The organism is Lacinutrix sp. Hel_I_90 (assembly GCF_000934685.1).
In the GTDB taxonomy this organism is placed as follows: domain Bacteria; phylum Bacteroidota; class Bacteroidia; order Flavobacteriales; family Flavobacteriaceae; genus Lacinutrix.
On record NZ_JYNQ01000001.1, the window covers coordinates 3675006 to 3701477 of the forward strand.

General features: G+C 35.0%; 32 protein-coding genes. 7 read left to right on the plus strand and 25 right to left on the minus strand.

Annotated elements, in window-relative coordinates; all coding sequences use genetic code 11:
* Positions 1–4: 4 nt before the first annotated feature.
* The 22 genes from GQ46_RS16410 to GQ46_RS16510 form a co-directional block, all read right to left on the minus strand.
* Positions 5–1309: a deoxyribodipyrimidine photo-lyase gene (locus GQ46_RS16410; RefSeq protein WP_044404078.1), complete on the minus strand. Its 1305-nt coding sequence runs from the start codon at positions 1307–1309 to the stop codon at positions 5–7.
* A gap of 194 nt (positions 1310–1503) precedes the next feature.
* Entirely contained in the window at positions 1504–1968 is a 465-nt protein-coding gene (locus GQ46_RS16415) for an SRPBCC family protein (RefSeq protein ID WP_044404081.1), read from the minus strand.
* A gap of 75 nt (positions 1969–2043) precedes the next feature.
* Positions 2044–2505: a TspO/MBR family protein gene (locus tag GQ46_RS16420; RefSeq protein WP_044404084.1), complete on the minus strand. Its 462-nt coding sequence runs from the start codon at positions 2503–2505 to the stop codon at positions 2044–2046.
* A complete protein-coding gene (locus tag GQ46_RS16425) occupies positions 2502–3041 on the minus strand; it encodes a glutathione peroxidase (RefSeq protein WP_044404087.1) in 540 nt (179 codons plus the stop codon). Before GQ46_RS16425 ends, GQ46_RS16420 begins: the two co-directional genes overlap by 4 nt.
* 4 nt (positions 3042–3045) lie before the next feature.
* Complete coding sequence (locus GQ46_RS16430; RefSeq protein WP_044404090.1) at positions 3046–3729, minus strand: SDR family NAD(P)-dependent oxidoreductase; 684 nt, start codon at positions 3727–3729, stop codon at positions 3046–3048.
* Between the two features lie 53 nt (positions 3730–3782).
* Positions 3783–4004: a hypothetical protein gene (locus GQ46_RS16435; RefSeq protein WP_044404093.1), complete on the minus strand. Its 222-nt coding sequence runs from the start codon at positions 4002–4004 to the stop codon at positions 3783–3785.
* A 2-nt stretch (positions 4005–4006) separates the two neighbouring features.
* Complete coding sequence (gene folE, locus GQ46_RS16440; protein WP_044404096.1) at positions 4007–4708, minus strand: GTP cyclohydrolase I FolE; 702 nt, start codon at positions 4706–4708, stop codon at positions 4007–4009.
* Between the two features lie 97 nt (positions 4709–4805).
* Entirely contained in the window at positions 4806–5084 is a 279-nt protein-coding gene (locus tag GQ46_RS16445) for a TIGR03643 family protein (protein ID WP_044404099.1), read from the minus strand.
* Positions 5084–5512 carry a hypothetical protein gene (locus GQ46_RS16450; protein WP_044404102.1) on the minus strand — a complete coding sequence of 143 codons (429 nt, stop codon included), beginning with the start codon at positions 5510–5512 and terminating at the stop codon, positions 5084–5086. Before GQ46_RS16450 ends, GQ46_RS16445 begins: the two co-directional genes overlap by 1 nt.
* A gap of 154 nt (positions 5513–5666) precedes the next feature.
* Complete coding sequence (locus GQ46_RS16455) at positions 5667–7154, minus strand: cryptochrome/deoxyribodipyrimidine photo-lyase family protein (protein WP_044404105.1); 1488 nt, start codon at positions 7152–7154, stop codon at positions 5667–5669.
* Entirely contained in the window at positions 7154–8686 is a 1533-nt protein-coding gene (locus tag GQ46_RS16460) for a cryptochrome/photolyase family protein (protein ID WP_044404107.1), read from the minus strand. Before GQ46_RS16460 ends, GQ46_RS16455 begins: the two co-directional genes overlap by 1 nt.
* 16 nt (positions 8687–8702) lie before the next feature.
* A complete protein-coding gene (locus GQ46_RS16465) occupies positions 8703–10013 on the minus strand; it encodes a DASH family cryptochrome (RefSeq protein WP_044404110.1) in 1311 nt (436 codons plus the stop codon).
* Entirely contained in the window at positions 9986–10135 is a 150-nt protein-coding gene (locus GQ46_RS17490) for a DUF2256 domain-containing protein (protein ID WP_082041781.1), read from the minus strand. The genes GQ46_RS16465 and GQ46_RS17490 overlap by 28 nt, the downstream gene beginning before the upstream one ends.
* The gene (locus GQ46_RS16470; protein WP_044404112.1) at positions 10128–11552 is read right to left on the minus strand and encodes an SDR family oxidoreductase; all 1425 of its coding nucleotides are present in this window, start codon (positions 11550–11552) and stop codon (positions 10128–10130) included. Before GQ46_RS16470 ends, GQ46_RS17490 begins: the two co-directional genes overlap by 8 nt.
* A 114-nt stretch (positions 11553–11666) precedes the next feature.
* Positions 11667–12284 carry a flavin reductase family protein gene (locus GQ46_RS16475; protein ID WP_044404114.1) on the minus strand — a complete coding sequence of 206 codons (618 nt, stop codon included), beginning with the start codon at positions 12282–12284 and terminating at the stop codon, positions 11667–11669.
* Positions 12285–13595, minus strand: coding sequence for an AarF/ABC1/UbiB kinase family protein (locus GQ46_RS16480; protein ID WP_044404117.1), 1311 nt, complete (start codon positions 13593–13595; stop codon positions 12285–12287). It abuts the gene before it with no gap.
* 59 nt (positions 13596–13654) lie between these two features.
* Entirely contained in the window at positions 13655–14311 is a 657-nt protein-coding gene (locus GQ46_RS16485; RefSeq protein ID WP_044404120.1) for a TetR family transcriptional regulator C-terminal domain-containing protein, read from the minus strand.
* Positions 14312–14415: 104 nt separating this feature from the next.
* Complete coding sequence (locus GQ46_RS16490; protein ID WP_044404123.1) at positions 14416–15087, minus strand: MIP/aquaporin family protein; 672 nt, start codon at positions 15085–15087, stop codon at positions 14416–14418.
* Between the two features lie 68 nt (positions 15088–15155).
* Entirely contained in the window at positions 15156–15791 is a 636-nt protein-coding gene (locus tag GQ46_RS16495) for a low molecular weight phosphatase family protein (RefSeq protein WP_044404126.1), read from the minus strand.
* A gap of 27 nt (positions 15792–15818) precedes the next feature.
* Positions 15819–16307, minus strand: coding sequence for a GNAT family N-acetyltransferase (locus GQ46_RS16500; RefSeq protein WP_044404128.1), 489 nt, complete (start codon positions 16305–16307; stop codon positions 15819–15821).
* 1 nt (position 16308) lies between these two features.
* The gene (locus GQ46_RS16505) at positions 16309–16776 is read right to left on the minus strand and encodes a DUF6428 family protein (RefSeq protein ID WP_044404131.1); all 468 of its coding nucleotides are present in this window, start codon (positions 16774–16776) and stop codon (positions 16309–16311) included.
* 12 nt (positions 16777–16788) lie between these two features.
* Positions 16789–17121, minus strand: coding sequence for a helix-turn-helix transcriptional regulator (locus tag GQ46_RS16510; RefSeq protein ID WP_044404134.1), 333 nt, complete (start codon positions 17119–17121; stop codon positions 16789–16791).
* Between the two features lie 141 nt (positions 17122–17262).
* On the opposite strand from GQ46_RS16510, the gene GQ46_RS16515 reads away from it, so the two are divergent.
* Positions 17263–18111: a DUF2911 domain-containing protein gene (locus GQ46_RS16515; RefSeq protein ID WP_044404137.1), complete on the plus strand. Its 849-nt coding sequence runs from the start codon at positions 17263–17265 to the stop codon at positions 18109–18111.
* A 496-nt stretch (positions 18112–18607) separates the two neighbouring features.
* Positions 18608–19675, plus strand: coding sequence for a methyltransferase (locus GQ46_RS16520; protein WP_044404140.1), 1068 nt, complete (start codon positions 18608–18610; stop codon positions 19673–19675).
* A 258-nt stretch (positions 19676–19933) separates the two neighbouring features.
* On the opposite strand, the gene GQ46_RS17910 is transcribed toward GQ46_RS16520, so the two are convergent.
* Complete coding sequence (locus tag GQ46_RS17910; protein WP_197077370.1) at positions 19934–20104, minus strand: hypothetical protein; 171 nt, start codon at positions 20102–20104, stop codon at positions 19934–19936.
* Positions 20105–20487: 383 nt separating this feature from the next.
* On the opposite strand from GQ46_RS17910, the gene GQ46_RS16525 reads away from it, so the two are divergent.
* The 5 genes from GQ46_RS16525 to GQ46_RS16540 all read left to right on the plus strand — a co-directional run bounded on the left by GQ46_RS16525 (position 20488) and on the right by GQ46_RS16540 (position 24990).
* A complete protein-coding gene (locus tag GQ46_RS16525; protein ID WP_044404143.1) occupies positions 20488–21027 on the plus strand; it encodes an AraC family transcriptional regulator in 540 nt (179 codons plus the stop codon).
* Between the two features lie 37 nt (positions 21028–21064).
* Entirely contained in the window at positions 21065–23974 is a 2910-nt protein-coding gene (locus GQ46_RS16530; protein ID WP_044404145.1) for a PAS domain-containing hybrid sensor histidine kinase/response regulator, read from the plus strand.
* Positions 23967–24401: a response regulator gene (locus tag GQ46_RS16535; RefSeq protein WP_044404149.1), complete on the plus strand. Its 435-nt coding sequence runs from the start codon at positions 23967–23969 to the stop codon at positions 24399–24401. The genes GQ46_RS16530 and GQ46_RS16535 overlap by 8 nt, the downstream gene beginning before the upstream one ends.
* Before the next feature lie 192 nt (positions 24402–24593).
* Positions 24594–24749 (plus strand): lmo0937 family membrane protein, encoded by a 156-nt coding sequence (locus tag GQ46_RS17815; protein WP_156133269.1) that lies wholly within the window; start codon positions 24594–24596, stop codon positions 24747–24749.
* Positions 24750–24774: 25 nt separating this feature from the next.
* The gene (locus tag GQ46_RS16540) at positions 24775–24990 is read left to right on the plus strand and encodes a hypothetical protein (protein WP_044404150.1); all 216 of its coding nucleotides are present in this window, start codon (positions 24775–24777) and stop codon (positions 24988–24990) included.
* A 71-nt stretch (positions 24991–25061) separates the two neighbouring features.
* Here the strand turns inward: GQ46_RS16540 and GQ46_RS16545 are convergent, their stop codons facing one another.
* On the minus strand, positions 25062–25448 hold the full coding sequence (locus GQ46_RS16545) for a response regulator (protein ID WP_044404153.1): 387 nt from the start codon (positions 25446–25448) through the stop codon (positions 25062–25064).
* A 10-nt stretch (positions 25449–25458) separates the two neighbouring features.
* Positions 25459–26469: a response regulator gene (locus GQ46_RS16550; RefSeq protein ID WP_044404155.1), complete on the minus strand. Its 1011-nt coding sequence runs from the start codon at positions 26467–26469 to the stop codon at positions 25459–25461.
* Positions 26470–26472 lie beyond the last annotated feature (3 nt).

The following is a 26472-nucleotide window of genomic DNA, read 5'->3' on the forward strand; positions in this document are numbered from 1 at the left end:
TTTATTAACTCACGGCTTCCTTATAAACCTGCAAACAACGCTCCCGAGCTTCTTTGTGATCTACCATTTTTTCAGGGTAATCATTGGTGTCAAATTCGGGTACCCACTGTTTAATATAGTGTCTGTCCTTATCAAATTTATCAATTTGAGTGGTAGGGTTAAAAATTCTAAAGTAAGGAGAGGCATCTACACCAGAACCTGCCACCCATTGCCAGTTCCCTACGTTACTTGCCATCTCGTAATCGTGTAGCTTTTCAGCAAAATAGGCTTCCCCTAAGCGCCAATCGATTAGTAAATGTTTACATAAAAAACTACCCACCAACATGCGTACACGATTGTGCATAAATCCGGTTTCGTTTAATTGTCGCATACCAGCATCTACTAATGGGTAGCCTGTTTTTCCTTCACACCATAGCTTAAACTCTTGTTCATTATTGCGCCATTCAATACGGTCATATTTCGATTTAAAAGCGTCTTTATGAGTGTCTGGGAAATGCCATAGGATTTGCATGAAAAATTCACGCCAAATCAGTTCTTGCCAGAATATTTCATTATTTTCTGCAATGGCTTTTTTCATCATCTTACGAATACTTACAGTGCCAAAGCGCAAACGAGGCCCTAACCGTGATGTGCTGTCTTTCGCTGGAAAGTTTCTGGTCGCTTCGTAATCTTGAATCAACGTTGGCGTTACTGTATACTCCGCGATCTCCTGTTTGGCTTTTTTAAATCCAATGTCTGATAAACTTAAATTTGGAAGTCTTGAATTTTGAATCAGGTTGTTTAGGAATTCATTGGTGTAGTAAATTTTTAAATCATACGATTTAAAAGCCGCTTTCCATTTTTTCATGTAGGGCGTATAAACTACATAGGGTTTACCATCATCTTTTGTGACTTCTTCTTTTTCAAAAATGACTTGGTCTTTAAATGTTTTAAAGCTAATAGCATTTTTTTTGAGTAATTTTTCGATGTTTTCGTCACGGGTTCTGGCATAGGGTTCATAATCATGATTGGTAAAAACGGTATCTATGGCATAGTCTTCAATTAATTGTTTGAAAACAGTTTCAGGTTTACCATAATACATGGCAAGGCTACTATCTTGTTCCTCTTGCAAGGTTTTGCGCATGTTTTGTAACGTACTATGTATAAAAGTTACGCGCGCATCCGTTTCGGGCAGTTTATCAAGAATCTCACTATCGAAAATAAATAGGGGTAAAACAGGATGTTCCGATTTTAAAGCTTCATAAAAGCCTACATTGTCATCTAAGCGTAAATCGCGTCGAAACCAAAATATAGTCACAGTTTGTTTCATTTTAAAAGAGGGTTTTTCGTTCCCGATTAAACGGTAATTTTTTTCTCAACCTTTATAAGGCTATTATGGCATTTTAGATGTGTTGCCGTCAATAGTGTTATTGATGTCAGTTTGAGCTCGATCTAAGGACGCCAGTTCACACTAAATTAATAGTTATAATTAAATAATTTACATAAAAAAGACCTTGGTAGTTGTTATTTATAAACACCAAAAAGCGCTTCTAGCTTTTTTGTACGATACTCAAAAATCTCGTTTAGCTTTGGTTTAACTAAAAAAGGATGTGCTAACTGACCTAAAAATCCCAAGGGAACCTTGTAATCAATAATGTCTTCCATTTCGACACCACCTTCAATTTCATTTATAAAATGTTTATGGTGCCATAAGGCATACGGACCAAAACGCTGCTCGTCTACAAAATACTCCCCTTCTTTTACATGTGTGATTTCTGTAACCCATTTGGTTTTGATACCTAAAATGGGAGTCACAATATACTGAATGATTTGACCAGCAAACATGGGTCTATCTGCTCCAGAAAGGATGTTGAACCCCATATAGTCTGGAGTGATGGTTTTAAGATTTTGTGGACTTGACAAAAACGCCCAGGCTTGTTCTTTAGTCATTGGAAGCTTTTGTTTTTTGTGTAGTCTGTATATTTTCATAGCATGCCCGTGAAAGGGGTCTTTTTAGTTATTTTAATTTTTTGAATTCCGAAACTTTGGTAGTGAAGATTTTTATTAGTTGTTTAATAGTACATAAGCATTCAAAGAAGTTGCAATCAACAGCCAAATCATATAAGGCAATAACAAATAGCTTTTAGCTTGCATAGCATTTTTATTACTAAAGAAAAAAGTAAAAATAACCACGGTAAGTGCGCCAATAACTGCGAGTCCTATTGCTGTTTTATGCTGATTAAAAAACACGTAGTTCCAAAGCACATTCAAGATGAGTTGAAAGACAAAAGCCAAACGTAATTTTAACGCGTCAAATTTCAAAAACAAATAGCCTAAATAAATAGAAAAGCAAATCATGATGAGTGTCCAAGACGCTCCAAAAACCCAACCTGGTGGTGTCCAGGGCGCTTTGTTAAGATTAATGTACCACTCGGTTAGTGGTCCATTGTTCATGAGCCAACTGCCATAAGCGAGACCCCCAAAGTTAATAATCAAAAAAAACAGTATGCGTTTAGCTAGTTTCATAGGTGCTTGGTTATTTTTTTACTTAGCGGATTAGTCGCAGAGTAGAAATAGTCTACTAATAGGCCCTTGTTATTCACTAAATATTTTTGAAAATTCCATTTTACTGAAGAGTTACTGACCCCATTTTTAGATTTTTGAGTCAACCACTTATACAGTGGGTGTTTTTCGTTTCCTTTAACCTTAATTTTTTCAGTAATTAAAAAAGTGACACCATAATTTACCTCACAGAACGTTGTTATGTCTTTTGCATCCCCAGGCTCTTGTTTTCCAAATTGATTACAAGGGACACCAATGACTACTAAAGTAGCTTTATAAGCATCACTTAATTCTTGAAGTGCTTTATATTGCGGTGTAAAGCCACATTTGGAAGCCACGTTTACAAATAGTAGGTGTTTGCCTTTAAAGTCTGATAATGATATGGGCATTCCATTTAAGGCATTTATTTTAATATCATAAATGGATTGGGTGTTACCCGTATTAATGGATTCAGAAGGTTTAGAAAAAAACGTTTTAAAGAATATTTGAAAGGGATTCATAAGCTTAAATTTTGAAGCTTACTATCCCGCAGTCCATTTCGAAAATTTGACCTGAAATAGAGGCGGCCTTTTCTGAAATTAAAAAGTCTGCCATATTGGCAACTTCTTCAGGTTTCAGGAATTTTTTAAGCGGGTGGCGGTCGGTCATGTTGTCGACCATTTTCTCGTTGCGAAGTAATTTTGAAGCTAATTGTGTGTCTGTGACTGTTGGCGCAATGGCATTAACTCTTATTGTTGGTGCTAATTCAGCACCTAAAGATTTTACTAAACCTTCAATGCCAGATTTTGCCGTGGCTACACTGGCATGAAATGGCATGCCTAATTTGGCAGCAACTGTGCTAAACAATAGGATAGAAGGTGCGTTACCGTTTTTTAATATTGGTAAATACTTTTGAATAGCTTTGACTGCACCAAGTACATTAATTTCGAAATCTGCTCTAAAATCGTCTAAGCTTAGTCTAGAAATTGGTTTCAAGTTAATGCTGCCTGGGCAATAAATTAAGACGTCTAAAGCTTCTAATTCAGGGAGCTCATCTTTTAACACATCACACGTGTGATGTGTTAAATTTTGATGAGAATGTTCTGGAGGCGTTCTACTTATGTTTATTACCTTATTGCCATTTAATAAGCTAGTAACAATAGCATTGCCAATACCTTTGCTTCCGCCTATAACTAGTATGTTTTTCATAATATTAATGAGATTTTTAGCATAGACGAAAGGCAGCACTTAGGCTGTATTCTCTATGATGTAGGACGACCTTTCAATCGTTTTTCAATTTTTTGTTTCATTGCCGTAAGACGCTTCATCACGTCCATAAGCTCTGGGTTTTTTGTTTCTTTATAAATTTCATTTAAGCCTAAAATTAGTTCTTTTACTTTACGAGAAGCTATAATACGTTCATTGGTGGTAATAAATGTAGTACCTGCTTCTTCAAATTCTAAGGCTTTTTTTAAAATGTCCATTGTCAATCTTTTAGGTAATTCTGTAATTCAGTTATTTTGGCTTGCGATTTAAAAGCGCCTCCATAATAAACAGTTACAGTTGTAGAAGTATCGTCTTTGATACCACGTGATGAAACGCATAAATGCTTTGCATCAATAATTACAGCTATATCTTCTGTTTCTAGAATTAGTTTTAATTCGTTTGCTATTTGATTCGTTAAACGTTCTTGTACTTGTGGTCGTTTTGCGAAATATTGTACAATTCGGTTTAACTTTGATAGACCAATAACCTTGCCAGAAGAAATGTATGACACATGTGCTTTACCAATGATAGGAACAAAGTGATGCTCACAATTGGAGTAAAACGTGATATTTTTTTCGACAAGCATCTGGTTATATTGATACTTATTGTCAAATAAAGCAATTTTTGGTTTATTATTGGGGTTTAATCCAGAAAAAATTTCATCAATGTACATTTTGGCGACGCGATTTGGTGTGCCTCTTAGAGAATCATCTGTGAGATCTAAGCCCATAACATCCATAATCTCTTCAAAAAGTCCTGCTATTTTTTCTTTCTTTTCTGCATCATTCATTTTAAAGGCATCGGCCTTCATAGGTGTTTCTAAACCAGTATATAAATGATTGTCACCAATGTCTTCTTGAGATAAACCATTAAACGTAACACCATTTTTTTTCGTAAGCATTTCTAAATCAGTCTTGTTCATCTGTGTTCTTTTTTATTATTTTTAATAGATCAAAGGGCTTCGCTTCTAAAAGTATTGATTTCCAGTAATACTTTTTTAACACCTGTCTTAGAAATATTTATCGTTTACTTATTTTATTGTGCGTAATTTGTTTTTGTCTTGTGCATTTAAACCGTCCGTCTTCAAAACCGCGTTTTTTCGAGTGTTTGGTTGTTCGTCCTTGTACTCGAGCTCTCCAAAGTCTAAAACTGCTAGGTTTCATCTCCCGCCGCATGAGTTCAATTACTTCCTGTTCTTTTATATTGAATTGAAAGGTAATCGCGTCAAAGGGTGTCCGGTCTTCCCATGCCATTTCTATAATGCGATCTAAAGCTTCAATTGTAAACGTTTTTTTCATTATAGGCCCATGAATTTGTATTGTTCATCAAAAGCTATTTTTTTCGCAAAAAGCCTATCAAAAAAAGACTGATTCTCTTTAAAGGTTTTGCTATTTCTGAAGTGAATAAACTTGCCTTGTGCATGAATGCTCGAACCGTTTATTTTGTAAATCACTAACTGATAAAAAGGAATCGCCCAACTAAAATTTTTTAATCCTTGATTGATGTGTATTAAAATGCCACTAGGTCTTAATTCAATACTTGCATAATTTATATCTGATATAATATTGAGGTAACGCTGTAAACTCGGGCTCACTTCATCTACAATCATACGTTTAGATCCAGTACCTTTCATTCGAATAGATTGAATAAACGAATAGGGTTTGCCTACTAAATCATTTATAATTGCATCCGTTTTTTTATCTGTATGTGTTGTGTTTAAAATCAATTTATGCGTTTTGAATGTAAACAAATTTACAAAATGTTTAACTTAATTCAATATAAGTTAAACAAAAATTAACATTTAAAAGTTTATTGATTTATAGTCAAAACCTATAGTAGTTGTTTAGAGCAGATGTAATAATAATTAGTTGAAGTGATTTTTAGTTTGTCTTCAGAGTATCCCGGTTACTTAGCGTATGTCTCTTTAAAATTCGACTAGCCTCTTTTTTAACTAAAGCATTAGCTTTCATACGCCATAGTGTAGCGCTCGCTTTCTTTCTGGTCTCCTTTTCATTTATAATCGGAAATGGATAGTCCTTGCCCAATTGAAAACCAGTGATTTGTTGATCGAAATAAGACATGTCTTGAGGATTATGGATATGGGGTGCTTCTAAATCTGATAGTTCTGGAACCCATTGTTTAATAAATGCACCTTCAGGATCATGTTCTAAGCTATTCTTGAGCGGGTTATAAATACGAAGCATATTAATACCTGTTTCACCTGCTTGCATTTGTATTTGCGGATAATGTATTCCTGGTTCGAAATCTAAAAATAGCGCGGCGAGATAGTCGCTCATGTCTTGCCATGGTTGCCATAAATTATGGGTAAATATGGAAACGATCATGGCCCGCATTCTAAAATTTAAATACCCTGTTTCAATTAAACATCTTATACAGGCATCAACCAAAGGAAATCCAGTTTGTCCATTTTTCCAAGCGTTTTGAAACTCTAAATTTATTGGTTTATTTAATTGGTGAAAGCCTTTGTTGATGCTTTTAAATTCCATTTTACTTTCCATTTCAAACTTTTGAATAAAATGGGCCTGCCAACGCAGCCTAGATAAGAAAGCATTTAAATGTTTTTTATGTTTACTATCATTAAAGGAGTCTCTGGTAGCATTAATTACTTGTTTTACAGATAAGTTTCCCCAGGCGATGTAGGGTGATATGCGGCTACAACTGGTTCTTGCTTTTAAAGGTTTTGAGATATTTGCGCTATAGCTTTTGTGTCGCTCTTTTAAGAAAGAATTCAAATATTTTAAGCCCGTTGTTGTGCCCCCTTGCTGGACTGTTTTTGATTTAGGAGACTTTAAATCAATAGTGTTGAAATCCTTTGCTAACGAGTCAAGGGCTTCGATAGATAATAGTTGATTACGTTTTGGTCGAAACTGATATTCAGGCTGCATCATAAAATGCTCCCAATCTGAAAGCCAAGATTTTCTGTTTTTTAGGCCACGAAAAATACCGTTATTTACGTTTTCAGTCCATACAATGTTTTGTGTTTTACAGAATGCTGAAAAGGCTATATCACGATCAAATGTTTTTTTAATACCAGTTTCTTGATGCGAATAGATCTGGGTAACATTATAATATTTTTGAAGTTTTAAAATAAATAATTCGACACTGTCTTTTACTACAAACACCTTTGAATTATATGCTTTTAAATGGCTGTTTAAATCTTCTAAAGATTGTTTTACAAAATCCCAATGCCGTTCGCTATAATGTTTATCTTCTAGTAAAAAATCCTCAAAAATGTAACATAATAAAACAGGTGTGCCAGATTGCAACGCGTTACTAACAGCTTCATTATCTGCTAAACGTAAATCACGTTTAAACCATAAAATATGCAATGTCTCTTTTTCTTCCACTAAAAACGGTCTGGAGTTTTAATTATATCAAGCGCTCTTTCCTTTATGTTTTGCAAGGTTTCAGGATTCATTTTATCAAGGAGACTGTACATCATTCCCATCCTAAAATTACCGCCTAGTTTTTCTCGTTTGTCATCTAGAAAATGCCAATACAAGCTATTAAATGGACAGGCGTTTTCTGTTACTTTTTCTTTATGGTTGTAATGGCAGTCCTTGCAGTAGTTGCTCATTTTGTTTATATAACTTCCACTTGAAACATACGGTTTGGTTGCTATTTTTCCACCATCGGCATACTGGCTCATACCACGGGTGTTGGGTAGTTGAACCCATTCTATAGCATCAATATAAATACCTAGATACCAGGCATCGACTTCGTCTGGAGCTATTTGAGTCAAAAGCATGTAATTTCCAGTAATCATTAAGCGTTGAATGTGATGTGCATAACCATTATCTAATGAATTTGTAATGGCTTGTTTTAAACAATTCATTTTAGTCTTACCTGTCCAGAAGAAATCTGGTAATGCATTATGGTTTTCTAAATGATTTTGCGTTTTATAATCTGGCATTAATGCCCAGTACATGCCGCGCATGTATTCACGCCAACCAATAATTTGGCGTATAAAACCTTCTACTTGAGAGATGTTTATTTGGGCTCCGTGTTTTTGCCAATAGTTTAGTACAGTAGCTACTACATTTTTTGGTGACAGTATTTTACAATTCAGGGCAAACGATAGGCGCGAGTGGAACAGGTACACTTCTTTGGTATGCATGGCGTCTTGATAATCTCCAAAATGAATTAAAAGATTTTCACAAAAATATTTAAGCTGCTCCAATGCCTGAGTTCTATTTATTGGGTATTGGAAAATAGAACCATCAAATCGTCCTATGGTTTTAATACTTTCAGACTCTAGTAATTCTACAAGGTCTGAAACGTCATTATCAAAAGCTTTAAAAGGAGGTATTTCAGCTTCACCTTTCCATTGGTTTCTATTGCTTTTGTCGTAGTTCCATTTGCCGCCTTCAGGTTGCCCTGCGACCATTAAAATAGCGTGCTTTTTTCGCATGTCGCGGTAAAAATGTTCCATGAGCCATTGCTTTTTGCCTTTAAAAAAAGTGGCTAAATCTTGGCGCTTGGTATAAAAGTGTTCTGTAGAGAAGGTTTCGGTTTCAATAGTCAAGCCTTTACAAAACGTGATGAGTTGCTCATCTAAACGGTATTCATCTGGCATTTGGTATTGAAAGGTAGCGATGGCATGTTCTTTAATTAAGAACTGAAGATTTTTTGTGAGGCTTTGAGTGTTGCTTTTGTCATTCAGTTTAAAATAAATGACCTTACAATTATTGGCTTCTAGCTGTTTTGCAAAGTCACGCATGGCGGCAAAAAATCCAATAACCTTTTGAATGTGGTGTTTTACATAATCGGTTTCCTGGCGCATTTCAAATAAACAATACACAACGTTTTCCTGATTGCCTTTATACCAAGAATGTTTGCTGTTAAGTTGGTCGCCTAATATGAGTCTTAATGTTTTCAATGTGTTTTCAATCGTTTTAAAACAAAGTGTCTTGTAGCCACAAACGCTGGAACTTACCAGCGCTATCATAGCGTTCTGCCTGTAGTTTTACATTAAATTTACGGTCCCTTGGGTCGCTACCTACGCCAGAAACATACATCCAATTGCCGTAATTACTATGAACATCGTAATCTATTAATTGCGATTCAAAATAAGCAGCGCCAATGCGCCAGTCGAGATTCAACGTTTTCGCAAAATAACTAGCCACATTTTGTCTCCCGCGATTACTCATCCAACCTGTTTTTTTTATTTCAATCATATTGGCATCCACAAAAGGTTCTCCAGTTTCGCCATTAATCCATTTCTTAATGACGTTTTGATCCTTTTTCCATTCATAGTCTTTTTCTAAAATGCCACCAATTTTAAAAATTTTGTTTTTGTGTTTTAATGAGATGTATTTAAAATAATCTCTCCAAATCAATTCAAAAACAAGCCAATACGTCGAATCGTTTTTAAAATAGTCTTGTTCAAACTGTTTTACTTGCCAGTAAATCGCTCTAGGACTTAGACTACCGTTAGCTAACCACGGTGAGAATTTTGAACTAAAGTCTGTCCCTATTAATCCGTTTCTTGTTTTCTTATAAACCCCAAGTTTTTTAGTGGTAAAAAAGTAATCTTTTAAACGCTGTAACGCTTCGGTTTCTCCACCTTTAAAAGGGAATGCAGAATTTACATGGGTTTCAAAAGCTTCGAAACCGAAATCCTTTAACGTTGGAACTTTTGTATTGTTTTGAATGCTTTTATTCTGAAAAGCAGCGGTGTCTAATTTTATTTCAGGCCGTATTTTACTGTTCTTTTGAATGTGTTTCCTATAATCGGTAAAGACTTTTGGAATAGCGTTGAAAGGAAGGGCAAGATCTTCAGGATGGTATAAAAACTGATTATAGGTTTCGTAAATTTTAAGCTCTTCAGTTAAGGCGGCAATCACTTGGTCTCGAACAGCATGTTCTTCGGGAGTCCATTCTGTTTGAAAATAGATGGCCTCAAATTGAAACCTTTCATTTAATTGTGAAATACAGGATGCCGTATAATCGTGGTAAATAAATAATGGAATATGTAACGTTTCTAATTGCAACTTTAGATCTGTAATAGTTTCTATTAGAAATTTAGTCCTGAACTTTTCTGTTTTTTTGAAGCCGAAAGGGTCGTTAGCAAATTGTCTGAGATCAAAACAATACACCGCGACGACTTGATTACTGTTTTCTATTGCTTGGGAAAGCGAAGTATTATCCTGTATGCGTAAATCATTTCTAAACCAGACTAAGCTGTTGTTTTGTTTTTTCTGCATTTGTCACTACAATATTTTACATTTTCCCAATGCTTTTCCCATTTTTTACGCCAAGAAAATGGTAAACCGCAAGTAGGGCAGGTTTTAGTTGGAAAATTTTGTTTCTGTATGCTTTTAGGCATTGGCTAACTTATTGATCATGCCATTAAATATAAAGCCATGAAATGGCAAAACACTATACCAATAGAGTCTACCTGCTAAACCTCTTGGTCTAAATACGGCGCGTTGGTACACTTTTCCTTTAGCGACCCTAAATTCTAACCAAGCTTCACCTGGTAATTTCATTTCTGCAAACAGCAAAAGCCGCTTCTCCTTATCATCGGCTAACAATACGCGCCAAAAATCTAAAGCATCACCAGCTTGGATGGTGTCCTTATTTGTTCTCCCACGTCTTAACCCAGAACCACCAAAAAGCTTATCCATGTAACCGCGAATTTTCCAAAGAAAAGTACCGTAGTACCAGCCATTTTCGCCACCAATAGCACATATTTTAGCATAAGTACGTTGCTCATCCAAAACCTTTCGCTCCTTAATGTCTTTAAAACAGCCATATTTTGGCACGTTGATGTATTTTGCGGAGGGTCTGTTTTTGGTACGACTACTAACAAAAGAGTCTTTCCAACTTGAAACAATACTATTTTGCTTAATTTTTTCGAAGGCAAACGCTACAGCTTCATCATAATTCATTGGTTCGATCTCTAAGAGCTCATTAATATTACTTTTTTTACCAATGATTTCTACTCCCATACTGTTAACCAGTGTCCTTGCCAATTTGTAAGACGTTGACGTTACAAAATAGAGCCAGTAACTGGATAATTTTGGCGTCATTACTGGTATCGTGAGTATGTAGCGCTTCAGTTTTCTAATCTTAGCAAAACGCAATAACATTTGCTTATAGGTTAGTATTTCTGGACCATAAATATCATACGACTGGTTAAACAAACGTTCGTCTCCTAAACCACGAGTTAAGAACGATAATACATCACGAATACCAATGGGTTGTGTTTTTGTGTTTAGCCATTTAGGCGCTACCATGACTGGTAGTTTTTCTACCAAATCTCTAATGATTTCAAACGAAGAACTTCCAGAGCCGACAATAATTCCCGCTTTAAAAACAGTTAAGGCGTATTTTTGTGAATCTAATGTGTTTTCAACATTTTTACGGGATAATAAATGTTTTGAAAGTTTTGTGTCGTTAGTAATTCCGCTAAGATAAATAACTTGTTTTGCATCTGTTGTCTCAATATAATGCTTAAAATTCATCGCGCAATCGTTTTCCATTTGATGAAATTTATCAATGGAATTAGACATGGAATGTATTAGGTAATAAGCCGCATCTATATCTTTAGGGATGTTTTTGAGTGTTTCGGGATCTAAGAAGTCGGCTTCAACGGCAAAAACATTTTCCTCATCTTTATAACGATTTTCAGTACGTAATTTGCCACGCACCGCACAAATTACAGTGTGACCTTGTTCGATTAACAATGGAATCAATCGTTTCCCAATATAACCTGTAGCGCCTGTAACTAATATTCGCATAATTGTTTTGTTTTGACTAATAGTTAGCCCTACTGAATTTCGGGAGTCATATTGTATTAATGAGCGTTAAAATGGTGTCTCCAGAATAATCGGGAGTGCTCAGACTAACAGTATTTACACTTTAGGTCTCTGGTAGTCTAACCTTGTTTTTAACTTCGGAATAGTATAACCATCCAATCCATTTATGGCAGCGATATTCGCCTTTTCCAAATCTATAAAGCCATCTTTTGCTAGCAAATGATCTTGGATATATAAATTTTGAATTTCACCAATGACTAAAATGGTATCGTTTGCTTTTATAACATATTCTTCAATATATTTCATTTCCATTTGAATAGGTGCCTCTTTAACAAAAGGTGCTATACAATCCCTTTTATATTCTGAAGCTAAACTGGTCATTTCAAATTCTGAAATATCTGAAGGATATTTTGCCGATGTATGGTGCGCCTCCTGTAGAATAGATTCATGAATAGGATTAATAGTATAAACGCCAGTTTCTTTAAGGTTTGTATACGTGTTTCTGGTTACGGTTGTTGGCCTGCAAAAGAAACCTAATAATGGCGGATTGGATCCAATATGCGTCACAGAGCTAAATACCGCGACGTTTTCAATACCATCCTTTGATTTTGTAGCTATTAAATTAGCACTTTTAAAACCAGAACAACTATTTATGAGGTTTATTTTATATAAATGATCTAAAGCGTTAATCTCTTTTATATTGAAAGCCGCCATTTATATGGTTTTAAAATTATTGATTTTAACGTGTTGCGCCTTTAAGTCGAACATTAAATTATAAAGTCCGAAAAAGGTGCGATTGATGTATATAAAATGTTTAGAACCACGATTGCCATTCATTTTGCGTAATTCAGCACTTTTGTTATAACGCTGTCCTAATTCGGCAATTTTTTCAAAGAAATCTGGGTTTGAAAAATCAAAAGTGTCGTTGTGAAATGGCTGCGTAAACAAGCTCAACATTTCATGAAATAAGCTTCTGAAGAAAGCGAGTTCTTCTTGAGAATCATCTGCACGGAGAATTTCCAGTTCATACATTTTAGAATCAAAAAGTACTGGGTTATCGATACATTCCTTTTTTGCTAATTCAAAATAAGGAACATAAAATTCATCTGGTACAATTTTCATACAGCCAAAATCTAAAGCTATGAGATCGCCTTCTTTTGAAATTAAAAAATTACCAGGATGCGGATCTGCATGTACTTTTCTTAAGGTATGAATTTGAAACATATAAAAGTCCCAAAGTGCCTGGCCTAATGTATTCGCTTTATCTTGGTCTGTATTATAGGCTGTAAATTCTGAAAGGTGTTCACCTTCCATCCAGTCCATGGTGATAATACGTTCTGAAGATAAGTCTTCGTAATAATTAGGGAATTTTAGATTAGGAATGTGCTTGCAGGCCTTCACAATCTCCATGCTTTGTTTAATCTCTAAAAGATAATTAGTTTCTTCAACTAATTTATCTTCCACCTCCTGAAAGTACTTATCGCTATCTTTTCCTTTAATATTAAACATTTTAATAGCAATGGGTTTTACCATGGCTAAATCACTAGAAATACTTTCTGCGACACCTGGATATTGAATTTTCACAGCAAGTTTCTTCCCATCTTTTTCTGCACGATGTACTTGACCAATACTAGCGGCATTTACAGAAGTTGAATTGAAGGTGTCGTAGATTTCATTTGGAAGCTTACCAAAGTATTTTTTAAAGGTTTTGGTCACGAGAGGCGCAGATAATGGTGGAACAGAAAATTGAGCCAACGAGAATTTTTCTACATAAGCACGTGGTAAAATGCTTTTTTCCATGCTTAACATTTGTGCCACTTTCAGGGCGCTCCCTTTTAGTTGCTTTAGTCCGTCGTAAATATCTCCTGCATTATTCTCATTCAATCTTTCTTTAGATTCTAGTTCGGTTTTTGTTAAACGGTCACCGTAATATTTTATGTAATTAACACCAACTTTAGCCCCAGTTTGTACTAATTTAGAGGCGCGTTGAATTTTTGAGGTTGGGATGTTGTCTATAGTTTTCAATAGTATTATTTATTTTAGAGCGTAAAAGTGACACAAGTAACTCTGTCAGCGTTTTGTTTTTAATTCATTTTGATTTTTTCTTTGAAGATAAACTTCCCGAAGTCAATTAAACTTTTAAGTGGTGCAACATCCAGGATATCGAAACTCGTATTTACTGATTTCTCAATAAAAATATCCGTTTTTTCAAAACTTGGTGAGGTATCGTCCAACCAGAACTTCATAGTGAGTAATAACTGTAGCCAGGCCGTTTCTTTTAGGCTTCTATTCTGAATTTTTTCTAATTGCTCTTGCTTTATAGCAATCATTTCTATACCTAATTCTGAAATATAATGCGTGAAGCTAGATTTTAAGGCTGTTAAAGCAGCCAATGATTTCATGCTGTTCTTATGTTGGTGTAGTGCATAAACCACATAACTTCTATTGGCGGTTAAATTCTCGAAAAACGTGAAATAGAAACTTAACAACTGGTTGCGAGGTTCAAAATCTTTGTATTCTGGACTTTTATGAAGTGCAGTTATTGTGTTATCAAAGAATGCTTTAAAAACACCTTTTTCAACAGCTTCAAATGATCCAAAAAATTCATAAAATTTTGCTTCTTCAAAGTGATTATGCTTCGCAAAACTATAAACCGATTTTGGCTGCTCGTTGTGCGCTAACACATAGTCCATGTAAAAAGTAATGATGTCGTTTGTACTAATATTTTTCTTCTTTGCCATTTTAAAATCTTTAATAGGATAAAGATACAAAATGTTTAACAATTTTAAATATCAGTTAAACAAAATTAACAAGAGTTTGTGACCGGGGTTGCGCAGGGATTTAACTAGCAGTTTATATCAGCACAGCAATCCTCGTCTTTTACTAACTTACAAGAAGATACCGCCGTCCAGGCGCCTAAAATAGGTGCTGTAATATACAACCATAAATACTGAAAATTACCCGTAAATAGGGCAGGAGAAATGGAGCGAATGGGATTCATTGAAGCTTTTGTCATAGGCCCAGCAAACATAGCTTCTAATAAAATTACTGCACCTACTGCAATGGCAGCCATCGTACCAATTTCTTTACTTCCTGTAGACACATTTATAATAACGACCATTAAAAAGAAGGTGAGTAAAAATTCTAAAACAGCTGCTTTATAGGGCGGAAAACCCTCGGCAGGCGCAGTTTCGCCTAAAAACTGACTTTCAGGAAACAAAAACCATAAAATAGCACTGGCTAGAATGGCTCCAATAGCTTGAGCGATGATGTATTTTGGCACCTCTTTCCATGCAAATCGCTTGGCAAAGGCAAAACCAATAGTTACCGCTGGATTAAAGTGAGCTCCAGAAATCTCTCCAAAAGCGTAGATCATAGCCATAACGATTAATCCCCAGGTAATTGCAACACCAACATGTGAAATGCTTCCGTTGGTAATTTCATTAATAGTCATCGCTCCGGTGCCGCAAAAAATCATAGCGAATGTTCCAATAGCTTCAGCGTAATATTTTTTCATATTTATTTCCCACAAAAGTGGGAATCTGTTTATGGTTATACTTAATTATTCCCAGGAAAATAGGAATCTTATTTTTTTACCTGTTCAAAAACATATTTCATTTCCGTTGCTATTTGATTGGAGCGTTCCAGATATTTTTCATTTTGTTGTGGCGTGTTGTCAAATAGTTTTGGATCTTCATAGGTCACTGGAATTCTTTTTTCTGCGCCAGCAATAAACGGACAACCTATGTCTGCGCTAGAACACGTAAGTAGTGCTGCAAATTCTGAATGCGGATTGAAGTTATCATCAAATGTTTTGGAAAAACCAATAATAGGATGTTCATTACTGTCATACTTAATGCTGTAAACAGGATTGTTTTCTGATGCTAATGTTTCAATAGCAAAACCACAGTTTTTTAAAGTCTCAGCGACCTTTGGGAATAAAGCTGTTGCTTCTGTGCCACCAGAATAACAGCTTACTTTTTCAATAGAATAATAAAAAGCCATGACCTGCGCCCATATTTGAGATAAATGGCTTCTACGTGAATTATGGGTACAAATAAAATTTAGTCGAATAGCAGCTTGTGTACTTTTTTTCTCTATAATATAGTCAATAAGTGGCTGTAGTATTTTTTTTCGTTCATCGCTAACCGTTAAAACATTTAGCGCATGTATGTAGTTATGAAGGGTGTTAAAAGAGGTTTTGTTTTCTAATTGTATCATGCTTTTACCTGTTTTTTTTTAATAAAGTTAAACGCCAACTGTTTTACTTCTTCTTTCTAAAATAATATTATCTAACCACTTATTATTCAATTTTCCTACTTTTTCTCTATAGCCAATAATTCTAAAACCGCAACCCAAGTGTAGGTTAAGACTACTTTTATTCGCTCTCATAATGCCCGCTTGTAAGGTCCATATCTCGTTGTTTTCACTTGTGGTAATTAATTGCTCTAATAGTAGTTTCCCAATGCCTTGCCCTCGTTGCTCCTTTGCTACGTAAACGCTCACTTCTGCAACACCTCTATAAACGGGTCTTATGGAAGTAGGACTTAATGCAGCCCAACCCAAATATGCGTTTTTTTCTGTAGCTAAAAGTCTACCAAAAGAGAGGTGAGAGGTCTGCCACTTATCCCAATCGGGAATTTCTGTTTCAAACGTTGCTAGCCCTGTGTTAATCCCTTCTTTATAAATTGTTTGAACATGAGCATAGTTCGTTTTATTTATGCCAATGAATTCCATACTAGCAGCAACCAGATTCTGGAGTACAGCACGCTTGATCTTGAATCGTGGATAGCTTCACTTTTTGCTTAACAGGAATACCACATTTATCTTTCGCTAAACAATCTGTTACTAAGGATGTCAAGAGAAAAGTATTATTTTCATAAGCTAAACCAAATTTCTCAATGGTTTGTTCGCCTTGATATTCTACTTCTATTTCTAAGTCCTTAAGATTTAAGGTGTTTTCAGACAGTGTTATGATTTTTAAAAGCTTTTCTGGATGTAACCTGTGATCATAATCGTTTGCATTCCAAAGCTGAAAATTTGCTTTCTTTTCTTGTCTTAAAGTCCCGCCACAGTCAATAAATGTTTTAGAAATCTGGCCTATTTCAGTAACGTGAAAATGATTTGGAACTAATGTGCCATTGGGTAATGTAAATGAAATGGTATCTAAACCTTCTAATGTGTTTTTAATTTCTGAGAGTGTCATAATGTTTAAATATTAACAGCAATCGCTGATGTTTATAGTGTCTTCATCTAAAAAAGAGTTCAATAACGCTTTCATGGTAGTCCAATTATCTTGGTTTATACAGTAACAAACGCTGGTGCCCTCAACAGTACCTTTTATTAAGCCTAGTGCTTTTAGTTCTTTTAAGTGCTGGGAAACGGTTGGTTGTGCCAAACCAATTTCGTTAACTAAATCACCACAAACACAGGCGTTAATTTTAAAAAGATGTTGAATGATAGCCACACGCGCAGGATGCCCAAATGCTTTGGCAAATAAAGCAATACTGTTTTGTTTATCGGTAAACCGCTCTGTTTTTATTAAACCCATTTAATTTGTTTATTGCAATGTTACGATTAAATAATCTATTGGGCAAGCTACACATCGTTAATTTAAGGTTTTGTTAACTAATAAAAGCGCAGTTAAGTTGTAAATTTACAATTGTTTTATAACTAACACCACAAAAATATAATGAAAAAATTACTATTAATTGCTTTAGTTTTTGCTGTATCTTTTACTGTAAATGCTCAAGTTGAAACACCACAACCAAGTCCGTTTTCTAAAGTAGAACAAAAGGTTGGTTTAACAGATGTCACATTAGAATATTCCAGACCAGGGATGAAAGGGCGTACTATTTTTGGTGATTTAGTGCCCTACGGAAAACTTTGGAGAACTGGAGCGAATAAGAATACGATGATTACATTTAGTGATGATGTTATGATTGGCGGAAAGGAAGTGAAAGCTGGATCTTATGCTATTTTTACAACACCAAATGAGTCCTCTTGGGATGTTGTTTTTTATTCAGATACTGAAAACTGGGGAACACCAGAAAAATGGGATGATAACAAAGTTGCTGCAAAAGTTAAATCAGAGGTGATGAAAATGCCTATGAAAATGGAAACGTTTACCATGATATTAGACGATCTATCTAATGACTCTGCCACATTAGGTATGCTATGGGAAGACGTATATGTAGGGGTTAAGATTGAGGTTCCTACTGCTGAAAAAGTATCTGCAAATATTGAAAAGGCCATGTCTGGTCCTGGAGCTGCAGATTATTATTCATCGGCGGTATATTACTTACAAGAAGGAAAAAATATTGATAAAGCAGTCATGTGGATTGACAAGGCTATAGACATGACAAAAGACGAACCACGGTTCTGGTATCTGCGTCAGCAATCTTTAATCCACGCGAAAGCTGGAAACAAGGATGCTGCGATTGCTGCAGCAAAAGCGTCTTTAGCTGCTGCTGAAAAAGCAGGAAACACAGATTATGTAAAAATGAACAAGGCGTCTCTTAAAGAATGGGGAGCGCTGTAATCTGGTTTACTAGAGGCTTATAGACTTTTAAAAACGCAATCGTAAGATTGCGTTTTTTTTGTGTTACTCGTTTTAGTTTTGTAATTAAAAAAAGTCTGTGTGCTACACGTTTTATGTATTGTATACCTATTTTGCTTTTGCGTGACTTTTATAACGTATCTTTGAGAACGTATTATTCGCTGAGAACATATTATTCGCTCTTAGTATTGGTTTTCGCTTCGTACTACTTCGACGAAGTGCTAAGATAAGCTAAAGTGCTTATTTGGGGTGATAAAAACGTAAGGTCTGGGCACGCAATAACAACTATTTAATAATAATTTTAATCTTAGGCTTTGCTGATGTCGTTACGCTGCAATTCGTTTCAATTCTATAAAGGAGATAAAAGAGTTGTGTCTGTTTACACAAAGTATTTAAAACAGGTTGAAAGTGTTAAGTCGCTAATAGTTACTAATTAATAGAAAAAAGTTCTTTGTTTCATACAAAAGCAAAACCAAAAATGATAACAGATATAGATATAAACAAACCAGAACCTATAGCGCCTGAAAAACGTTTAGAGTTATTTAATCCTGCTACAGATTTTAAACAAACGATTAAGCTATTAGAGACAGGCAAACCTGTTTTAATTACTGCGTTTTACAGTAATGGATTGGTACTTCTTAAGGCATTAAAGATGCATCTTAAAAGAAAGCTACCCAATACCACTTTTCAAGAACAACGAGAGTACCGATCGGAGTATCATAAGTTATCGAATCTTATTTTAGTTGAAATTATAGATCATAAGTTGGTAGTAAAAAAGGCACCTTCTATTGGTTGGTTAGAAAAGCTTTATCCTGAAAACAGTAGTTTTTTATTGTCTTTTCCCCAAACCCAAGGACTAAATAGTGCTTGGCAATGGTACAAAAATGGGGTTGCTATTCCTGTATTAAGAAATAAATTACATCCCTATTATGGTGTTTATTTTCCAACACGTTTCGATCATTTAGAGCTTTTCGATAATTGGTTAAAACGTTATGATGGTGCAAAAAAAGCGGCTATAGACGTTGGAATTGGGAGTGGTGTACTCTCGCTCCAAATGATAAAGCATGGGTTTCAGAAGGTTTTTGGTACAGATACAAATCCTAATGCGATCGTTGGACTAAAAGAGTATATGGGAGAGACAAAGTTATCGCGAAAGATCGAATTAGATTTTGCATCTCTTTTCGGGAAATTTGAAAAGCAGACAGAATTAATTGTTTTTAATCCGCCTTGGTTGCCAGAATCCCATAATGCTGATAACATCGAGGAAGCTATTTATTACAATGAACACCTCTTTCCTGATTTTTTTGCGGGCGCAAAGCAACGCCTTTTACCAGAAGGAAAATTAGTGCTCTTATTCTCGAATTTAGCCCAAATAACGAAGGTCACAACAGCACATCCCATAGAAAAGGAACTCGCTGAAGGTGGCCGATTTAAGTTAGAAAACTATTTAAAAAAGGCAGTAAAAGTGGCTTCTGACAAAACAAAACGCGATCAGCATTGGCGAGCTTCTGAAGAAGTAGAGCTTTGGGTACTGACTCACAAATAAGCTTTAGAATTTTAATAAAACCTCAGATTAGGGACTGCTTCAGTTTTAATTCTGTTATTGTAATAGTAGCAGCTTTTTATTGTGTTGGTGTTGTAGGGTGTTTAGAACTTCTTATCTCCAGATAAATTTAAATCGTAACATCTGTTCTTAAAAGATTAATTTCAAGATTAAGTTGCATGACTATACTACATAGACGTTGCAAACTTCGAAGCGCAGAAAAGCAAACTTCGAAGCGTAGGGGAAGCAAAAATTATTACACTAAATGCCTTTAAATGTAGTTCCTAATGCCAAAAGAACAAAACCTGTGAGCAAAAATGAATAATTATACTCTGTTGCCAACGGGATTTCAGCATAACGACCTAAAATTCCAAGAATACCTACTACTAATGCAATAATCCAAATAATTTTTGTTGGTGATGATGGTTTCATAATAAAAATTTTAAAGGTTCATAAATAATGATTCAAACTCAAAAATATCTTTTCTTTTTTAATAAAGCGCTTTATTTTAAGTATTTCTTCTACACCCATTATTTTGGCACTAGCTCTAATAAGATTGTAGCATGGGATTGTGCTATGTGAACTATGTAACTATGTGCCGCAAAGCACTGGTGATGCCCTTGTAGTAATTAGCTAAGTACGCTTTATAAATTGGATGCGTATCAAGTTTAGATTTTACTACATTTAAATAATAAATAGACAGGAACCAATAGTATTTAAACCATTTTATATTCTTACTTAAGAATATAAGTTCTTTTACCTTGATTTAATTGTACATTTAACAAAAATCCCATTTGAAACTACATATTAAATACATGGTAAGCAACCGTTGCAAAATAGCGGTAAAAGAAGCCTTAACAAGGCTTGGTCTACACTTTATCATAGTCGATTTAGGCGAAGTGGAAATAATGGAAAACATTTCTGAAGAACAGCGGAATGAAATAAAAATGGCGCTTCTCAAATCTGGGTTTGAATTAATGGACGATAAGCGTGCTGTTTTGATTGAGAAAATTAAAAATGCCATTATTGAAATGGTTCACCATTCAGACGAAGTCATCAAAATAAACTTTTCAAATTATTTAAGTGAGAAGTTAAATCATGATTACACGTATATGTCCAATTTATTCTCTGAAGTTCAAGGAACCACCATTGAGCAATTCATTATCGCTCACAAAATTGAAAGAATCAAGGAATTGATTATTTATGGTGAATTAAGTATCACTGAAATTGCATGGAAAATGAATTACAGCAGTGTCGCCCATTTATCCAATCAGTTTAAAAAAGTAACGGGACTTTCGCCTTCTCACTTTAAAAAATTAAAAAATAAAAGACGTAGCCCATTAGAAGGAATTTGATTGGGATAACTACACGAATCTAGTGATAAAGCAGGAAATGAAAAACACAAATACAGAAGATTTTAATTATGCGAGAAGCTTAATTGAAGCGAGCTTAGATCCATTGGTTACAATAAGTGCAGAAGGGAAAATAACTGATGTTAACGAAGCATCAATAAAAGTTACTGGCTGCTCTAGAGAAGAACTAATTAATACAAACTTCTCCGATTATTTTACAGACCCTAAAAAAGCACAGGAAGGTTATCTTCAAGTGTTTGAAAAAGGGTTTGTGTCTGATTATCGATTGACGATAAAGCATAAAAATGGACACTTAACTGATGTGGTCTATAATGCTTCCGTTTATAGAGATGACAAAGGGAATGTGCTCGGCGTTTTTGCTGCGGCTCGTGATGTTACCCTTCAAAAGTGGGCAATAGATTTAAGAGAAGCTAATGCAGAACTAGCCATTCAAAATAAAGAGATAGAAAAAAGAGCCAGTGAGTTGGTTGTTGCCAACAAAGAGCTAGCCTATCAAAATAAAGTAAAAGAGAAACGCGCTGCAGAATTGGTAATAGCCAATAAAGAGCTCGCTTTCCAAAATACAGAGAAGGAAAAACGTGCCGCCGAATTAGTTATTGCTAATAAAGAACTAGCCTATCAAAATAAAGTAAAAGAGAAACGCGCTGCAGAATTGGTAATAGCCAATAAAGAGCTCGCTTTCCAAAATACAGAGAAGGAAAAACGTGCCGCTGAATTGGTTATTGCCAATAAAGAACTGGCGTATCAAAATAAAGTAAAAGAGAAGCGTGCAGCAGAATTGATTATTGCCAACAAAGAGCTCGCCTTCCAGAATACTGAGAAAGAAAAACGTGCTGCTGAATTCGCTATCGCTAATGAGGAACTAGCGTATCAAAATATTAAGAATACAAGACAAAACCTTACCAATGAAAAACTTAAAGCGTCTAATATTGATATAAAATTAGACTCCCAGTATTCTTTGAGTCTCATTGAAGCTAGTTTGGATCCATTGGTTACCATTAGTTCAAAAGGTAAGATAACTGATATGAACGAGGCTTTAACCAATGTGACAGGGTTGACAAGGGAAGAACTAACAGACTCTGACTTTCTCGATTATTTTACAGAACCAAAAAAAGCAAGAGACGTTTATTTGGAAGTATTTGCAAAAGGGTCTGTTGCCGATTTTCCGCTGACACTGCGTCACAAAAACGGCAAATTAACCGATGTGTTATTTAATGGCTCTATTTATAAAGATGAAAAAGGAAATGTAGACGGCATCGTTATTGTAGCCCGAGATGTTACCGAACAGAAGAGAGCGGCTAAAGAACTTACAGAAGCCATGCTGTTTGCAGAAATGGCAACACTAATTGCAGAGGAGGCGAAAACAAAAGCTGAAAAAGACAGATTGATTGCTGAAGACGCCGTGAAAGCAAAACAGCAGTTTTTGTCAAATATGAGCCATGAAATACGCACGCCAATGAACGCCATCATCGGCTTTACAAAAGTGTTGCTAAAAACAGACTTGACCGTAAAACAAAAAGAATATTTAAGAGCTATTAAAGTTAGTGGAGATGCATTGATTGTGCTTATTAACGACATACTCGATTTGGCAAAAGTAGATGCAGGTAAAATGGTGTTTGAACAAATACCGTTTAAAATATCCTTATCCATCTCTGCGATGCTCCATTTATTTGAACCAAAAATTCACGAAAAGAATTTAAAACTAACAAAAGTATACGATCATAGAATACCAGATGTACTGTTGGGTGACCCGGTACGTTTACACCAAATCATTATGAATTTGGTCAGTAATGCTGTTAAGTTTACAATTAGAGGAGAAATTAAAGTCAGCACCAAATTACTCCATGAAGATGAACACGAAGCAACCGTCGAATTCTCTGTTTCCGATTCCGGAATTGGAATACCAGATTCGAAAATAGAAACGATATTTGAAAACTTCCAGCAAGCATCAAGCGGAACCTCGCGCCTGTATGGAGGGACAGGTTTAGGACTTGCCATTGTAAAACAATTAGTAGAGCCACAAGGCGGAAGTATTCGCGTAACAAGTAAAATCAATGAAGGCACTACCTTTAGCTTTACATTGCCTTTTCAGAAAACAAAAGCAGATGCTTTAGTAGAAATAGAACTTGCAGAATATGATGAAGACGTGTCTAACGTAAACGTATTGGTTGTAGAAGACATTCAACTCAATCAATTGCTAATGAGAACACTATTAGATGATTTTGGATTTGAATGCGATATTGCAGAAAACGGAAAAATCGCTATCGATAAAATGCAAACCAAAACATATGATCTTATTCTAATGGATTTGCAAATGCCTGAAATGAATGGGTTTGAAGCAACCGATTATATTCGGAAGACTATGAATAGTGACATTCCTATCATTGCTTTAACTGCAGACGTTACTACCGTGGATTTAGCTAAATGCAAAGCAGTTGGCATGGATGATTACATAGCAAAACCTGTTGATGAACGGATATTATACAGTAAAATGATAGGGTATATAAAGAAGAATTCTGTTAATATGGAGTCCGATGCAAGTGATGGTGATAACCCAATAAAAGATAAATGCACCGACTTACAATATTTAAATACCCGAACAAAATCCAATCCGGTATTGATGATGGAAATGATTTCCCTTTATCTAGAGCAAACGCCGCCGCTAATTAGTGCCATGAATCAAAGCCTGTTAGAAAAAGATTGGAAAACACTACAAACAGCAGTTCATAAAATGATTCCTTCCTTTACAATTGTAGGTATTCATACCGATTACGTAAATATCGCTAAAAAAGTTCAGGAATTGGCCTGCACTATGCAGGAGATAGAAGACTTACCAAATTTGGTAAAGCAACTTGAAAAAGTGTGTAATCAGGCTTGTCTAGAATTGTTAGTGGATCTTGAAAACTTTAAAAACACAAAGCATGAATAACAATAATAAAATAAAACTTTTTCTGGTGGATGATGATGCACTGTTTCTCAAAACCTTGGAAATTGATTTTATAGGAAGTGGCGATTTTGAAATTGAAACATTTTCTACAGGAGAACGTTGTCTCGCGAATTTATCAAATAAGCCAGATGTGATTATTTTAGACTACCATCTCGATGGTATTGAAAAAGCGGCCATGAATGGGCTGGAAACATTAGATAAAATAAAAGCGTTCAACCCTGATATTCCTGTTATAATTCTTTCGTCGCAAGATAAAATTAGAGTGGCTGTTGAATGTATGCATCACAAGGCTGCTGATTATATTGTAAAAAGCGAAACTGCTTTTCTGCGTCTAAAAAAAGTAATTACTGAAGTTTTGCGCTATAATAAAATGGAAAAACAATTGAAATGGTATATGGAACGCATGTAATAATTGTTTATTAAGAGCACAAAAAATACTTTTTGTGATGTTTTAAATTATTGGGAGTCTGTTGATGAACCTTTGTCTTTTTTTCTAAAAAAATCACCACTAAAAACGTGTGAATCTTGTAACACTTACCCTTAATTCTGCAACGCTATTGTATTAAAAGACAGCGATATTTGGTAAATAAAATAGGTGTGTATGGGAAATGTATTGTATTTAATCGTCGTTGTTTTAATCATAGCATGGTTAGTAGGACTTGTAGGCTTTAATGCTGGTGGACTAATTCATCTTTTGCTTGTAATTGCTGTTGTTGTAATCTTATTAAGAGTTATCTCAGGAAAAAAAATCCTTTAAAACAGCTTATTTTAATACTCAAATTATGAATACGAAAACTTTAGGGATTTTACTTGTTGTCATAGGGCTTATTATGATCATGTACACGGGTTTTAATTATGTTACTACAGAAAAAGTGGTTGATCTAGGACCCATTCAATTGAATGCGAAAAAGAACCATCCAGTTCAATGGTCACCAATACTTGGTGCAATACTGCTGGTTGGTGGTGTTTTGGTAATGATTAGCAATAAAAAAAAGTAGCAATAGACTTAATTAGAGAATAGAAGTAGAGTAGGAGCTACAACTAAAAGCGAAGGAAGATTAAAATAATTTTAATCCAGACCAAGAATGGTTTTAAGATCTTTTTTTTCTAAAGGTTTGTGATAAAATGAGCTCACAGACTTATACTGTTGGCTTCTTAAGATATCACTTTCATCCACAGAGGACGACACCATGACGATAAGAAGTTGCGGCAGCTTATAAAAATCATGCTTCTCTATTGTTTCTAGAAAATTCCAGCCGTTAAGCACTGGCATGTTAATATCTAAGAGTACGATAACTTCATGCTTCGCATTTTTTATCTTTTCCAGCTTCTCCAACCCAATTTCACCATTTTTACATTCATTAATAGGTAAAGAAGCATCAATATCATTTATCATCATTGAAACAATCATGGTGTAAATGGGATCGTCATCAATAATAAATATTTCCTTTTTCATGTAATTAAAATTAGTCTTGTTCAAATTGATTTGTTTCTCTAACTATTTTTTTTACGATCGCATCCATTTCGTTTGTTGAAGTTTTTAACTGTTTCAACCAGAAAGCGATTTTATCAAAATTATCTGGCTGCTCCTCAAGTAAATTTACTATTCCTAATATTCTAGAAAGGGGAGCCCTTACCACATGAGACTGGGTCCATGCTATGTCTCTAAATGTGGCATTTTGATTTTCGATGGTACTAATGTGCTGCAAACTTTCAGAAATATCATTCGATTGTACAATTAGTTTGTGGTCTTTGGTGCCTGTGATTTCTTGGAAACAGATTTCTACTTTAATTTCTTTGCCATCACTTAATAAATGTGTAAAGTGTTTATTGTTAAAGGGCTCTTCTTTTGAAATGAGTTTATTTTTTATGTGTTGTTGTTCTTCTTTGGGATGCAGTTCTACAAAGGATAGCTTTTGAAAATCGCTCAAAGAAAGGCCATATTTATTTTGTGCAGCCAGGTTGGCATTGATTATGTTTAAGGATTTAGCATCTAAGAGCCAAGTGGGTTGTGGATTAAAGTTAAATAGATTTTCATAATTTCGTTTTTCATGTTCAATCTGATTAATGTAATTACTCCTATTTATCGCAAAAATGATAGTTTTATACAATATCATTGGATTAATTTCGTCTTTTACTAAATAATCAGAAACACCAATTTGTAAACTCTTTTTAGCCATGCTAAGGTCTGAATATCCAGTAAGAACAATAACGGGTACCTCATGATTACAGGCTAAAACCTCATTTATTAATGGAACACCTTGCATATCTGGTAAATTCAGGTCTAATAATATTAAAGAAAGGGTTTCTGTGGTGTGCTTTAGGTAATTTGCGGAGTGCGCATAATCTGTACAGTGAACTATAGTAATGTCTGTAAATTTCTCAAGTAAATAATCCTCAATTAGGACGAAATCACCATGATTGTCTTCAATGATAAGAATCGTCAACTTTTCTGTAGGGGCAAGTATTTCTGTCATATT